This is a genomic window from Streptococcus ferus DSM 20646 (genome assembly GCF_000372425.1).
Lineage (GTDB): Bacteria > Bacillota > Bacilli > Lactobacillales > Streptococcaceae > Streptococcus > Streptococcus ferus.
Window position 1 is genome coordinate 191575 of record NZ_AQVD01000003.1, and the last position, 13920, is coordinate 205494.

Consider the following 13920-nt stretch of genomic DNA (forward strand, 5'->3'; position numbering starts at 1 on the left):
GATGACGACTAAGGAGGAATTGTCATGGCAGCTTATACGATTGACCAGCTGGCTCAGCTAATTGACCATACAAATCTTAAAGCAGATACAAAGCCTGAAGCCATTAAACAACTTTGTCAGGAGGCCAAAGACTACCATTTTAAGATGGTGGCCGTCAACCAGGTCCAATCAGAACTTTGCGCTCAGGAATTAGCTGATACGGATATTCATGTGGGAGCAGCTATTGCCTTTCCCTTAGGGCAAACTTCTATCGCGGCCAAAGTATTTGAGACGCAGGATGCTATCGCCAAGGGAGCTCAGGAAATTGATTATGTCATCAATCTGACGCAGGCCAAGGCAGGAAATTTGGCCTACATCAAAGAAGAGATGGCAGCTCTTGTTTCAGTCTGCCGTCAAGCGCAGGTGATTTGTAAGGTTATCTTTGAGACGGCCTATCTGGAAAAAGAAGAAATCATCGCCATCGCGACAATTGCCAAAGAAGTAAAGCCTGATTTTATCAAGACCTCAACAGGTTTTGCGGCGACCGGTGCAAGAGCAGAAGATGTACGACTGATGAAAGAAACGGTCGGTGATGCCGTAAAAGTCAAGGCAGCTGGCGGCATCCGAGACTTAGAAACGCTGATAACCATGGTTCAAAACGGTGCAGAACGTATCGGAACTAGTGCAGGAATAGCGATTATTGAAGAGGCCAGATTTTATTTGACCAGACATAGGACAAATCAGATAAAGATATAAAGGAGACTGTGATGACCTATCATTTTCAAAATCCAGACCAGGAAACCCTTTTTAACTACATTAGAGACAGCAAGACTATTGCGGTTGTCGGTCTGTCTCAAAGAGAAGAAACGGCAGCCTATCGGGTCAGCCAAGTCATGCAGGAAGCCGGCTATACGATTATTCCGGTAAACCCTAAGCTCGCTGGAGAGAGGGTTCTTGGACAAAAAGTCTATGCTTCCTTGCAAGATATTTCGGTTCCGATTGATATTGTGGATGTTTTTCGGCGCAGTGAGTTTTTACCGGATGTGGCCCGAGATTTTATTGAGACAGATGCCCGTATTTTTTGGGCGCAGCTAGGTCTTGAAAATGCAGAGGCAGAGGCAATTTTAAGAGAGGCCGGGCGTCAGCAGATTGTGATGGATAAGTGTCTCAAAGTTGAATATCAAAAGCTGCAGACATTAAATCGCTGATGCTCATGCGCCTACTGGAGTGTTGAGCTTTGGGGCTTGTCAGAGATGACAAGCCCGATTTTTTTTGGTAGACTGGATAAGCATTACCCACGATTTAACGTGTGATAAGGAGAAAATCATGACCGATTCGCCGATTCAGTATCGATTAATCAAAAAAGAAAAACACACAGGAGCCCGCTTGGGAGAAATCATCACCCCTCACGGGACCTTCCCAACACCAATGTTCATGCCGGTTGGCACCCAAGCAACAGTCAAAACTCAGTCCCCCGAAGAGCTCAAGGAGATGGGATCAGGGATTATCTTAGCCAATACCTACCATCTTTGGCTGCGGCCAGGAGATGACTTGGTGGCTAAAGCGGGAGGGCTTCACCAGTTTATGAACTGGGATCAGCCTATTTTGACGGATTCGGGTGGATTTCAGGTCTATTCTCTGGCTGAAAAACGCAATATTACGGAAGAGGGAGTTACCTTTAAAAATCATCTGAACGGTGCCAAGATGTTTCTGACACCAGAAAAAGCCATCTCAATTCAGAACAATCTGGGATCCGACATTATGATGTCCTTTGACGAATGTCCACAGTTTTACCAGCCTTATGACTATGTGAAAAAGTCTATTGAAAGGACCAGCCGCTGGGCAGAACGCGGTCTTAAAGCCCATCGCCGCCCGCATGATCAAGGCCTTTTTGGGATTGTTCAAGGGGCTGGGTTTGAAGATTTGCGTCGGCAGTCAGCTCGAGATCTGGTTGGTATGGATTTTCCAGGTTACTCTATCGGCGGCTTAGCGGTCGGCGAAAGCCATGAGGAAATGAATGCTGTTTTGGATTTTACAACGCCTTTACTGCCAGAAGATAAACCGCGTTACCTGATGGGGGTTGGTGCCCCAGACAGTCTGATTGATGGGGTTATCCGCGGTATTGATATGTTTGACTGTGTTCTGCCGACACGGATTGCCCGCAATGGAACCTGTATGACCAGCGAAGGCCGTTTGGTTGTTAAAAATGCACAGTACGAAGAAGACTTTAGCCCCTTGGATCATGACTGTGACTGTTATACCTGCCGCAACTACACCCGTGCCTATATCCGCCATCTGATTAAGGCTGACGAAACCTTTGGTCTGCGTTTGACCAGCTATCACAACCTTTATTTCTTAATCAATCTCATGAAAAAGGTTCGTCAAGCGATTATGGATGACAATCTTTTAGAATTCCGTGAGGATTTCTTAGAGCGATACGGATACAACCGAACTAACAGGAATTTCTGATGAACGAAGCGCAATTGAAAGCCTTATTGTTGGCAGATGAGGACATCTATCAGATTTTAAGAATCATCAGAGGGCTTAAACTGTCTGATACCTGGCTCTGTGCAGGAACGCTCCGTAACTTTGTCTGGAACCATCTGAGTGGCAAATCAGCTTTTGACAAGGAAACGGATATTGATGTGATTTTTTTCGATCAGACGCTGTCTTATGACGAAACCTTGGCAATAGAGAAAAGTTTGAAAACAGCTTATCCAGCTTATCGCTGGGAACTGAAAAATCAGGCGCATATGCATTGTCACAGTCCCAATACCAAGCCTTATCTCAACTCCTGCGATGCGGTGTCCAAGTACCCTGAAAGGTGTACGGCTCTTTCTGCCCGACTGAATCATGATGGGAACTTAGAACTTTTTCTCCCTTATGGCTTGGAGGAGGTCACCCAGCTGACCATTAGACCGACCCCGCATTTTCTAGAAGACGAAGAGCGGATGGCTCTTTACCATCAGCGGATCGCTAAAAAGAACTGGCAGGAAAAGTGGCCTCAACTGAAAGTTGTTAGTCAATAATAGGGGCTGATAGCTAAGGATTTGCCTCAAAAATCTCAGCTGGCCTCTTTTTTGCTATAATAAAACCAAATCAGGTGAAAGAAGGTGTTTGCTATGAAATTAACAACATTGGGCTGCTGGGGAGCCTATCCCTATCAAGATGAGGGGACAACTTCCTATCTGCTGACAGGCAAGGATGGCTTTCAGCTTTTGATTGATGCAGGAAGCCGCGCCCTTAATGAACTCGAAAAAGAAATGAGTCCTCTGGATTTAGATGCGGTTATTATTTCCCACTACCATCCAGATCACGTCGCTGATTTGGGTGTGTTGCGCCACTATTTTCAACTTTATCCCAAGCATCTCTGGGAGCCTAAGGTTCTGCCGATTTATGGACATGATGAAGACCCTTATGAATTCAGCAAACTGACTCTTGAGGGGGTGTCGCAAGGTCTTGCGTATGATGTCAGTCAAGGCCAGCAGATTGGCCCCTTTGACATCACCTTTGTGAAAACGGTCCATCCTGTACCCTGTTATGCTTTTCGTATCATTGAGCGTGAGACAGGACAGGTCTTTGTTTTCACAGGTGATACGGGTTATTTTGATGGCTTGGATGAATTTGCCGCAGGTGCAGACCTCTTTTTAGCAGATGTCTATCTTTATGAAGGAAATGAAAATCATATCGCCCACTTAACAAGCAAGGAAGCGGGTCAGATTGCCCGTCAGGCAGGGGTTAAGAGACTAGTTCTGACCCATATGCCGCCAGTACCGCCAGCAGGTATTGCTCCAGACAATCATCTGGAAGTCTTAAGAAGCCAAACGGAAGTTTACTCAGGCGGTATTCCTGTGGAATTGGCTTCCCCCCATAAATCATGGGAAATTGGTGACTGCTGATGGCAGACTTCACTCAGGAAGAAAAAGAATTTTTCATGGCAGAAGCTCTGAAAGAAGCTCAAATTTCCCTTCAAAAAGAAGAAATTCCCATCGGTTGTGTCATTGTTAAGGATGGTCAGATTATCGGCCGCGGGCATAATGCGCGTGAGGAGCTGAATCAGGCGATTATGCATGCTGAGATCATGGCCATTAATGAAGCTAATATTGCAGAAGGGAATTGGCGCTTGCTGGATGCGACACTTTTTGTCACCATCGAGCCCTGTGTGATGTGCAGCGGTGCTATCGGCTTAGCCCGCCTCCCCAGAGTTATCTATGGGGCTCAAAATCCTAAATTTGGGGCCGCGGGCAGCCTTTATGATATCCTGACTGATCAGCGTCTCAACCACCGGGTGGCTGTTGAAAGAGGCATTCTTGAAAAAGAGTGTGCCCAAATCATGCAGGATTTTTTTAGGCACAGAAGATCCAAATGAAAACAGTCATCAAGCAGCAAGAGGACTTGCTACCAGCGCTCTGTCGCCTTTTAGGGCCTCTTTTTGGCAAAAGAAAAGGGCTTCAGTTGGCAGTTTTTTCAATTTATGCTATAATAAGTTCCGGAGCAACAGCTTTGCGTGAAGCGGGTCAGGGGAGGAATCCAGCAGCCCTAAGCGATGTAAGCTGTGTGCTCTTTTTTATGGCTGTTTAAAGCACCATATATGAGGAAACGTGCAATCTGTAACTATTAAAACGTTTTCAATTCTTTTATGTTTCCCAGCCTGTTTTATGTTAGAATGGTAGTATAAAGGTGGGGATTTTATGAGTATCAAGGAAACAATTGGGAAAAAAATCAGGGAAGAAAGAGAGAAGAAGGGATTCTCTCGAGAGCAGTTGTGTGGGGGCGAGGAAGAACTGACTGTTCGGCAGCTGGTTCGGATTGAGTTGGGGCAATCTCTGCCTTCGATTGTTAAACTAGAGTATATTGCTAAGGTTTTAGACACAGATTTATCGGTTCTTCTGGCTGGAGAAAATATTACTATCCCAGATGAGTACTTCACGATGAAATACCAACTTTTTAAGTTTCCAACATACGGGGATAAGGAGCGGTTGGCTCAGAAAGCACAGATGATTGAAGATATTTATGAAAAATACTTTGATTGTTTGCCTGAGGAAGAACTCTATACTTTGGAATTGTCTGACAACACACTAGATTATATTTCAACAGGAAAGACAGCAGCAGCGGAAGATATCTTTGAAGATTTCTTTAAACAGTTATTTTTGAAAAAAAAATATACCTTTAACGATTTGTTGCTAGTTTCTTATTATGCTGTTCAGTGTCAAAACAAGGGTTATGAGGAAGAAGTCCTGAAGTCACTGGAGGCCACGGTCTTAAAACAAGATGTTTCAGGAGATGAGTACTATAATATTGAACTGTTAGGAACGTTAACCGCTATAGCAGGTGTGTATCTAGATCATGCTGAATATTCTCAATTAAAAATTTTAGCAGATAGAATGCATGACATTATTGCTGAAACACAGCAGCATAGCGCCAAACCGATAGCCCTTATTTACGATGCTAAATATTATCTTTATGCGGAAAATAATGTAGAAAAGGCCAAAGAATGTTATGATTTAGCGACCTTATTAGCACAAAATTTTGGAGATAATATTTTAGAAGCTAATCTCAGAGACGAAAGAAAAGCTGATCATATTTAAATAACGTAGAAAGAAGACCATGACATTGATGTCATGGTCTTCTTTTTTACTTTTTTCTATAATGAAGCCATAAAGTTTGAAAGTGATTCATATTGATGCAAGACTTTCAACTTTGGGCAGTCAGTAAGTCCTCAGTAGTGACATTGATGTCATGGTCAAATATGGCTGCCAGACTTATAATAAAATCGTAAAATGTGAAAGGATGATAGAAAATGAAGTGGCTAAGATTTTTAGTAACAGTAGTTGCGACTTAGATGTTATTTGGTTTAAGTTAAAAAACTTCTAATTAGTCTGTTGCTTGACGGATTAATGGATCAGGAATAAGGCATTGTTGAGAAAGGAAAATAATCATGCGAGAGAAAGCAATTGATGCTAGGCATATCAGTAAGAAGTTTGGGAAGGCTCTTGCTTTGGATGATGTTAGTTTTACGATTGACGAAGGTGAGATTTTTGGTTTTCTAGGACCTTCTGGTTCTGGGAAAACGACAACCATTAATATTTTGACTGGTCAGATGCCATCTGATAATGGTCATGCTGTCATTATAGGAAAGAGTTCTCAGGATTTGTCATCTGATCAATTAGAAAAAATCGGGCTTGTGAGTGATACGAGCGGTTTTTATGAAAAAATGACTCTCTATAACAACCTTCTCTTTTATAGTAAATTCTATGGTATTAAAAAATCACGGGTTGATGACTTGTTAAAAAAAGTTGGTTTGTATGATAGCAGAAATAAGGTTGCTGAAAAATTATCGACAGGAATGAAGCAGCGGATGCTTCTGGTCAGAGCTCTTATTAATCGACCTAAGGTTCTTTTTCTTGATGAACCAACTTCTGGTTTGGATCCTGCGACATCACGGACAATCCATGAGTTGATTCTGGAGCTAAAAGCAGCAGGAACAACTATTTTTCTGACAACTCATGATATGAATGAAGCAACGCTTTTATGCGATAATCTCGCTTTGCTTAATAAGGGGAGATTGGTTGAGGAAGGAAAACCTGCTGACCTTATTCAGAAGTATAATGTGGACAAACAAGTGACCATTCATTATCTTGATGGGCATCAGAAGGTTGTTGCATTTGATGATTTAGAATCAGCTTTAGCAGATAATCTGGGGGATGTTGTTTCAATTCACTCTTGCGAACCGACTCTGGAAGATATTTTCATAACATTAACAGGAGGGAAATTAAATGTTTAAGCGAATGTCAGCCTTGCTGTGGCTGCGTCTCCAAATTATTTTTTCAAATAAAAGTATCTTACTCCAAATTTTGATGCCTTTTGCATTTGTGTACTTTTATAAATATCTGTTGGATACACAAGGAAACGGAGGAGAGCAGCAAGCTTTGGCGCTCCTAGCAATTTGCCTGCCATTTTCTTTGGTGATGGCCGTGGGAAATCCGATTACTGTAATCTTATCGGAAGAAAAAGAAAAGCGAAACTTACGAACACTCTTGATGAGTGGTGTGAAAGGATATGAATATCTTGCATCAACCTTAGTTTTGCCATTTTTCCTGACTCTGATTATTATGGGAACGGTACCGTTGATTTTGGGAATTTCGATTGATAACCTTCTCAACTATAGTGTGATTATTTTGTTAACCTCTATTGTTATTATTTTACTCTATCTTTTCTTAGGTCTTGTGACTAGGAGTCAGGTTGAAGCCCAGATTATTAGTATTCCTGCGATGCTTTTGGTGGCGTTTTTACCTATGGTAGCCAATTTGGATAAGAGTGTGGCTAAAGTTGTTGATTATAGCTTTATGGGGCTATTTACAGAATATGTGACCAAGTGGGAAGGGTTTTCATGGGGAGAAACCATCCAAACCTCCCTTTCTCTAGTCAGCTGGGTTATTCTTTTAATCATTTGTAATTTTCTGGTTATTGCGAAAAAGAATCGTATTTAATCTGTTTGAAAAGGAGGTGATGACATGCTTTCAGTTATCATAATGCCAGGTATCTGGCTTGCAAAATGGCTTTTTTAATTAAACGGGCGTATATCTGGAAAGGAGTCTTTTATGAACGGTATCTTAGATTGGTTTATTAATCACAGAATTTACATTATCTGCTAGTAACTGTCTTGTAAGTCGATATTACTTAGTAGGAAGGAATCATAATAAAAGCACGTTTTGTTGTGATTCCTTGATACTAAGACATTAGATTGGAGAAAGAATGATTGGTTTAAACTTTGTATATGAAAGAGATGAGTTGCTCTATTCTTTAGACCTGCATGTTGAATTGGAAAATCAGTTTAGTCTTGATTATTTAGATTTTGATAATCAGAGTTTTGAAGATGTTATAGACTATATGGAATTTTTGGAATTTGATCGGTACATCTTTGTTGCTCTTGAAGAAAGTACCCGTTTGCAACGTTTGGTGACCTACTTGTCGGATAAGGTGGATTATCCCGTTCGTATCCTTGAAATGGGTGATTTGGAAAAACTATTATCCGATGAAAAAGTGCTCAGTGTGCAAAAAGCCATAGAAAATCATAGCGGTTATCAACGCTTAACGGCTTTAAAGACAGAACAAGTCTTTGAAAACGGTCGCAGGGCCTTTATGAGTGCTGTATACCCTAATTTGACAAAGGGCTTATTAAAGCATTTACGAGTTGATCGGTTGGATACATTTTTGGCTGAAAATCAAGGTCTGCTACTTCATTTTGCAATCAATAGTGCGATTTATTCAGACACTTATTTGAATGATTCGAGCAGTCCTCTTATTATTAAATCATCTGTTGACTTTAGTAGAACGGAAACTTTTACCAAAGTAACGGCAGCGGAATTAAAGGATGCTCTGGAACAATTCTTAAAATCTGGCCGTCTGACACTGGCAAATCATATCTTGGACTATGGTATTTTAGCGGGAATATCAACATTTAATTCTTTGGTCTTTGAGGATGGCAAGTTCTATCTTGACTCGGCTACAAATATACCAATTGGCAGCTCCGGTGAGACTTACCAGAAACTCTTTAATGAAGCCAGTATGACATTAACAAGGCAGGCAATAGAAGGCATTTCTGAGGTTTGCCACTTATTTCCTCTTTTAATTGCTATTAATCATAGTTATGGTGATTTAGAGTTTATCACACCTTACAATACTTACCGCCTTGCGGCAATTGAACAAAGTACTGCTCCTTTAAGCTGGATAGCGTTTAAGAATTCAGACCATAGTTTTGCCTTTAACCTTCAAAATGGCCGTCTTTTTAGGATTAACCAAGTGGTTCTTGAAAAATTTGAGTATATCATTAAAAATTGCCTTGACGAGAAGGACACAGTAACGCAAGAAGTTGTGGAGGTTTTAGAAGCTTATGCCTAATGATTTGATTCATAAAAAATTTCAAAGACGATCTAATCAACTAGAGATTGTTGATAACCTATATGATGATGCGACCTTCTCGGAATATTACCGACTGGTTATTGATCAGGACAGTCTTTTAGAAAATGATCTGGATATTTATAAGCGTTACTTTGATAAGACGGTGTCCGTTTTAGAAATTGGTAGTGGTACTGGCCGTATTTTTAATCACTTGTTTCAAGAAGGATATGATATTTATGGCATAGAACCTTCTGCAGAAATGTCTAAGTATATTGATGAAAACGGTCGGGACAGAGTCTATCCCTTAACCTTGCAGGAGGCTGAATACCTGCCCAAGCGTGATATTGAAGTGATTATTATTCCGGCGACCTCGGTGTCTTTATTCAGCCTTTCCGATTTGGAACGTTTTTTAGAGTATGTTAAGCAACAGCAGCCCTCTATTAAACGGATTATCTTTGATTTTTTAAAAGAGGATTTCTTTATCGATTCTATGGATATTATTCAGAGTCATACACTTGGGTTAGGAAAGTTTTATTATGTGAATTTCTTTGATAGGTCAGGGGAGAGAATTGTTTACAATCTTGTTAATTCTGAAAAACTGGGTATTTCCGTCAAATACGCTTACTCACATGCAAGTGTGCAAACTCTTTTTGAGAAGTTGGGAATGGCGTTTAATGTCATCCTTGACTCCGATCGTTATACCATGATTGAAGGAGTGTTTAATGGGCACTAATAATTTACTACTCATTGGTTCAGAAAGTCATGTCTGTCAAGACTATGTGACCAGATATAAAGATCATTATGATCACATTGTCGGTATTGATTTTCCAGCAGAGTCCAGTTTAGAGCACTATCTATCCGTTGATTTTCGTGATGATAGGGCCTATGAAGAAATAGAACGATTTTTGGCTGATCTAGATAAAAAATTTTCGCAAGTTGTTTTTGCAGCAGGAGTCAATCCTATGAATGACGTCTTTGGAGTAACGATAAGGGATTGGGATACCACTTTTGATGTCAATGTCAAGGCAGCCCTCTTTTCTCTAAAAGCAGCCTATGATTACTTTAGTTATCAAACAGCTCTTGTTTTAATCGCATCACAAAATGGTGTTGTTGCCCATAGTCAGCGAATTGATTACGGCACGTCTAAAAGCGCCTTGATACATTTAGCTAAAAACCTATCGGTTGATTACGCTAAAATCAATGACAAAGATCTTCGTGTCAATACAATATCTCCTTCTTATATCAAGACAGAAGATAATAAAGACTTATTGGATTCCTATTTCGGAAAGCGTTTATTAGCAAGAATTCCTTATCGGAGGTTTGTCTCTCTTGAAGACGTCAGTCATTCTCTACATTTTCTTCTTGGAGAAGGCAGTCAATCGATCAGAGGGCAAAATCTGATTTTGGATTATGGCTATACTATTGTTTAGAAAGGAGATGGCATGGTTCAAACGATTGAAGAGCTTCACCATATTCAATACAGTATCTATGGGGATAAGCGGTGGCTTTATAATGTCAGAAACGACAGGATGATTGTGTCGAAGCAGCCTTTGGAAAATTATTTGGGAGAAATCAATCATTCTTCTAATCCCTTGTATGATTTTTATCATTCCCCCTATAAACGTGGGACAATGACAAACTTTCATATATTGAGAATTATTTTGGACAGTTCAAAAATTGATTTTTTCCATAAAATCGTATTGTTTTTGATCAACAGGTATTCGATGATTACGATGCTGACACTGAGTATTCTGTATTTGCCACGGTTTGCTGAGTATTTGCAGCAATCGACGGAACAGTTTTCCTTAAGCCAGTTTTCAGCAGGTGAACTGATTATGATTTATCTTGCAGTGGTGGGACTTGTTCTACCCTTGCACGAGTACGCCCATTTTTCAGTCTATTATAAATACTTTAAACCTCCTAAAGTGACCTTTGGTTTTTCGATACGCTATTTTTCAATGCCGGTCTTCTTTATAAAAGTACCCTTTTATAAATTACTATCAGACAAGAAAAAAAATGAATTGATATTAGCAGGCATCAAATGTCAAGTCGCAATTTGGTTCTTCTTGAGTGTGATCCATATGATATATCCTTCTCATTTTGTCAGTGGTCTGCTGTTGGTAAATCTAGGGCTAATTGTCACCAACCTCTTGCCTTTTTTGAAATTAGATGGTTATTGGTATCTGAGTAATCTCTTAAAAGTAGATGACTACATGACCTATTTTAAAAATATGTTTTCCAAAAAAGCAGCTCCTCGTATTGATATCTTGATACTAGGAATTCTAAACTATATCCTAATCGCACTGTCTATCTGGGGGATTGCTTGCGACATTATCACATTTTTTATCTGACAAGGAGAAAACGATGCAACATTATGCTCTTTTAAACGGCGCTTATACGAATGAGACGCTCTATAATCTTAAGCCTGTTCGAGCAGAAGGGACTTACTTATATAACAAGCAAAACCGGAAGTATTTAGATCTCAGAAGCGGTCTTTGGAACACTTCCTTGGGTTATGAAAAAGTATTATATCAGCAGGTTTCAGATAAATTTACGCAAATATTAGAACAAAGACTGCCCTATATTGATATTCATTCTTTTCAGCATGATAGCTATGATGAAGTCGCCCAAAAATTATTACAACTTACAGGGAAAGCATTTAAGAGAGTTATTTACACTAACTCAGGTTCTGAGAATACAGAGTTAGCTTTGAAAATTGCGGACTATCTCAATAAAAAGTCATCTAAAAATCGTATTCTAGCCTTTAAAGACTCCTATCACGGGACTTTCTTTGGAGGGGTTTCTGTCAGCGGTATCGATCAAGAAATCAATACCTCATTTTATCCCAAATACGGAGACGTCACTTTTCTTGACTACCCTAAAAATACAGAGGATGAGAGACGGATACTGGATGAATTGGAGGGGATTGCTGGACGGTACGATGTCATGGTTATAGAACCTATTCTAGCTTCTGCTGGTGTTTACTATGCGAGCATAGATTTTTTCAATAAACTGTTGCAGATACTGAGAGAAAATCAGGTGATTACAGTTTTCGATGAAGTAGCAACTGGTTTTTTTAAAACAGGGATGCCTTTCTTTTTCCAACATTTATCAGAGGTTCCGGATTTGCTGTGTCTGAGTAAGGCCTTAAACAATGGCATTACAGCATTTGGTTGTATCTGTGTTAAGGAAGAACTGGATGACAAGCTACAAAAGTCAACCAGAACTAAAGAGCATTTTTCAACTCAAAACGGAAATTTATTAGGGATGGTTTCAGCAGATACTGTTTTAGACTATTATCTAAAGGAAAAAAACTCTATTGAAGATAGTGTTAAATGTATCTCAAAGAGTGTTCAGGATATTTTCGATGCACAAAGTATACACTATCGCAATATCGGAGTTATGACGTCCGTGCGAACAGCTCCAGGTCATGCGATCCAGCTTGTGAAAGAATTGGAGAAACTTGGCATCCTTGTCTATCTCTATATCAATGATGATGAGGAGGGTCTTTCTATCATGCCCCCGTTTACCATTGATAAAGCTGTCTTGGAAAAGACGTTGACAATGATTGCCAAAAAAGTGTTAAAGCACCAATAAAAGGTGACATCTTATTGAAAGGAGGTGAGGAAATGGAGAAAGAGCTTATCACATTTGAAGAAGTGGATTCTAAAGAGTTCAATGGCTGGGCTGAAATCGGGATTGCTTTTGGAACAGGTGTAGTAATTGGCGGTGCTATTGTACTGACTTAATCAATCTTAATTGAATTGTTTCTCTAAACGACTGTGATTTCGGCAATAGCCGGTCCTCAGGATAAATGTTATTGAGGGAACTAGAAACAAATTTCAGAGATTGTAACTCTCAGCTATTGGCTATTTTCATAGCAGATGATGATTTGAATGCTATGGCAATAGTTAGCTTAATGTCTAAATGACATCTATCGAATCAAATGAAGGAGGAAAAATCTGTGAAAGACTCAAAAAACAGCAGTCTCATCAAGTTACAGAGCGTCTTTCTGACAATTTCTTTGCTAGGAACACTGGCAATTATTTTGGCGGAAAGTAGATTACTGGTTTCTCTGATTATCATGGTTGTTATTATTATCTTAGCGTTTACGAATATGCTATGGCTTCGACAGCTAGATAATAAGGTGAACAATCGGTGATAGTCATTAAAAAGTAGAAAGGTTAGAAATTAAGATGGAATTACAAAATAATCAAGTCTTGGTTTTTGAAGAAGTAGAAACTGCTGAGCTGAACGGCAACGCTAGAGATGCCGTTACTGGTTTCGGCGTTGGAATTGGTATTGTCGCTGCAGCAGCGGGCATTGTAGCCTTAACTTAAAGGAGGAATATTATGGAATTGACAAATAGTTTTACGAAAGAACTGGTTTTTGAAGAAGTAGAAACTGCTGAGCTGAACGGCAACGCCAGAGATGCCATTGAAGGTTTCGGCGTTGGGATTGGTATTGTTGCAGCAGCAGCAGGTATTGTAGCCCTAACTTAAAGGAGGAATATTATGGAATTGACAGATAACCTGATGAACGAATTAACATTTGAAGAAGTTACAACAGATGAACTTTATGGAGACGGCTGGTTCGTCGGTGGTGTCGCTGGCGGTGTTGTAGTCGGTGGAGCTATCTGGGCCGGTGTTGTTCTGACCTAAAAATGAGTATTACTGGTAGTTACATTCGTCCATTGAGACGGAAATACCATACCTCTCAAGAGGAGCTAAGCCAACTGCTAGGTGTGAGTAGGCAAACCATTAGTTCCTTGGAAAATGGTCACTCCTGTCCTTCTTTGACATTAGCTTATGACTTATCAAAGGTATTTAATTGTCGTATAGAAGATTTATTTATTTTTGATGATTTGGCAATTTTTGAGGAGGATTAGGAGTTGTCATCCTATGATGACGGCAGATCTCATTAAAATAAAATGATACAAAAAGAGCTAAGCGGATTAGTTCTTTTTATATGGTTTCGGATAATAAGAACTATCAGATGGAGTAACCGTGTTTTTATATCTCATTTGCTCCCAAAATCTTA

The 13920-nt window shown here is 40.0% G+C and carries 19 protein-coding genes and 1 other RNA gene; all 20 read left to right on the forward strand.

What is annotated here, in order from left to right; genetic code table 11:
* Window positions 1-24: 24 nt before the first annotated feature.
* The 20 genes from deoC (at window position 25) to A3GY_RS10090 (ending at window position 13768) form a co-directional block, all read left to right on the forward strand.
* On the forward strand, window positions 25-735 hold the full coding sequence (deoC, locus tag A3GY_RS0106235) for a deoxyribose-phosphate aldolase (RefSeq protein WP_018030557.1): 711 nt from the start codon (window positions 25-27) through the stop codon (window positions 733-735).
* Window positions 736-746: 11 nt separating this feature from the next.
* Complete coding sequence (locus A3GY_RS0106240) at window positions 747-1187, forward strand: CoA-binding protein (RefSeq protein ID WP_018030558.1); 441 nt, start codon at window positions 747-749, stop codon at window positions 1185-1187.
* Between the two features lie 118 nt (window positions 1188-1305).
* Window positions 1306-2448, forward strand: a complete 1143-nt coding sequence (gene tgt, locus A3GY_RS0106245) for a tRNA guanosine(34) transglycosylase Tgt (protein WP_018030559.1) — start codon at window positions 1306-1308, stop codon at window positions 2446-2448.
* A complete protein-coding gene (locus A3GY_RS0106250; protein ID WP_018030560.1) occupies window positions 2448-3008 on the forward strand; it encodes a nucleotidyltransferase family protein in 561 nt (186 codons plus the stop codon). The genes tgt and A3GY_RS0106250 overlap by 1 nt, the downstream gene beginning before the upstream one ends.
* 93 nt (window positions 3009-3101) lie before the next feature.
* Window positions 3102-3878: an MBL fold metallo-hydrolase gene (locus A3GY_RS0106255; protein WP_018030561.1), complete on the forward strand. Its 777-nt coding sequence runs from the start codon at window positions 3102-3104 to the stop codon at window positions 3876-3878.
* Entirely contained in the window at window positions 3878-4348 is a 471-nt protein-coding gene (tadA, locus tag A3GY_RS0106260; protein ID WP_018030562.1) for a tRNA adenosine(34) deaminase TadA, read from the forward strand. The genes A3GY_RS0106255 and tadA overlap by 1 nt, the downstream gene beginning before the upstream one ends.
* Window positions 4349-4465: 117 nt before the next feature.
* An RNA gene (ffs, locus tag A3GY_RS10085) (signal recognition particle sRNA small type) lies at window positions 4466-4551 on the forward strand.
* 119 nt (window positions 4552-4670) lie between these two features.
* Window positions 4671-5567: a helix-turn-helix domain-containing protein gene (locus tag A3GY_RS0106270; protein ID WP_018030564.1), complete on the forward strand. Its 897-nt coding sequence runs from the start codon at window positions 4671-4673 to the stop codon at window positions 5565-5567.
* 350 nt (window positions 5568-5917) lie between these two features.
* Window positions 5918-6763 carry an ABC transporter ATP-binding protein gene (locus A3GY_RS0106275; RefSeq protein WP_018030565.1) on the forward strand — a complete coding sequence of 282 codons (846 nt, stop codon included), beginning with the start codon at window positions 5918-5920 and terminating at the stop codon, window positions 6761-6763.
* Window positions 6756-7469 (forward strand): ABC transporter permease, encoded by a 714-nt coding sequence (locus A3GY_RS0106280; protein ID WP_018030566.1) that lies wholly within the window; start codon window positions 6756-6758, stop codon window positions 7467-7469. The genes A3GY_RS0106275 and A3GY_RS0106280 overlap by 8 nt, the downstream gene beginning before the upstream one ends.
* A 265-nt stretch (window positions 7470-7734) precedes the next feature.
* A complete protein-coding gene (locus A3GY_RS0106285; protein WP_018030567.1) occupies window positions 7735-8880 on the forward strand; it encodes a hypothetical protein in 1146 nt (381 codons plus the stop codon).
* Complete coding sequence (locus A3GY_RS0106290) at window positions 8873-9613, forward strand: methyltransferase domain-containing protein (RefSeq protein WP_018030568.1); 741 nt, start codon at window positions 8873-8875, stop codon at window positions 9611-9613. The genes A3GY_RS0106285 and A3GY_RS0106290 overlap by 8 nt, the downstream gene beginning before the upstream one ends.
* Window positions 9603-10310 carry an SDR family NAD(P)-dependent oxidoreductase gene (locus A3GY_RS0106295; protein WP_018030569.1) on the forward strand — a complete coding sequence of 236 codons (708 nt, stop codon included), beginning with the start codon at window positions 9603-9605 and terminating at the stop codon, window positions 10308-10310. The genes A3GY_RS0106290 and A3GY_RS0106295 overlap by 11 nt, the downstream gene beginning before the upstream one ends.
* A 12-nt stretch (window positions 10311-10322) precedes the next feature.
* The gene (locus A3GY_RS0106300) at window positions 10323-11231 is read left to right on the forward strand and encodes a hypothetical protein (protein ID WP_018030570.1); all 909 of its coding nucleotides are present in this window, start codon (window positions 10323-10325) and stop codon (window positions 11229-11231) included.
* Window positions 11232-11244: 13 nt separating this feature from the next.
* Window positions 11245-12477 carry an aminotransferase class III-fold pyridoxal phosphate-dependent enzyme gene (locus A3GY_RS0106305; protein WP_018030571.1) on the forward strand — a complete coding sequence of 411 codons (1233 nt, stop codon included), beginning with the start codon at window positions 11245-11247 and terminating at the stop codon, window positions 12475-12477.
* 367 nt (window positions 12478-12844) lie between these two features.
* Window positions 12845-13042, forward strand: a complete 198-nt coding sequence (locus A3GY_RS0106315; RefSeq protein ID WP_018030573.1) for a hypothetical protein — start codon at window positions 12845-12847, stop codon at window positions 13040-13042.
* Between the two features lie 34 nt (window positions 13043-13076).
* Window positions 13077-13220 (forward strand): hypothetical protein, encoded by a 144-nt coding sequence (locus A3GY_RS10380; RefSeq protein WP_018030574.1) that lies wholly within the window; start codon window positions 13077-13079, stop codon window positions 13218-13220.
* A gap of 12 nt (window positions 13221-13232) precedes the next feature.
* On the forward strand, window positions 13233-13382 hold the full coding sequence (locus A3GY_RS10385; RefSeq protein WP_018030575.1) for a hypothetical protein: 150 nt from the start codon (window positions 13233-13235) through the stop codon (window positions 13380-13382).
* A gap of 12 nt (window positions 13383-13394) precedes the next feature.
* Complete coding sequence (locus tag A3GY_RS10390; RefSeq protein ID WP_018030576.1) at window positions 13395-13541, forward strand: hypothetical protein; 147 nt, start codon at window positions 13395-13397, stop codon at window positions 13539-13541.
* 2 nt (window positions 13542-13543) lie between these two features.
* Complete coding sequence (locus A3GY_RS10090; RefSeq protein WP_026161959.1) at window positions 13544-13768, forward strand: helix-turn-helix transcriptional regulator; 225 nt, start codon at window positions 13544-13546, stop codon at window positions 13766-13768.
* The last annotated feature ends 152 nt before the right edge of the window (window positions 13769-13920 follow it).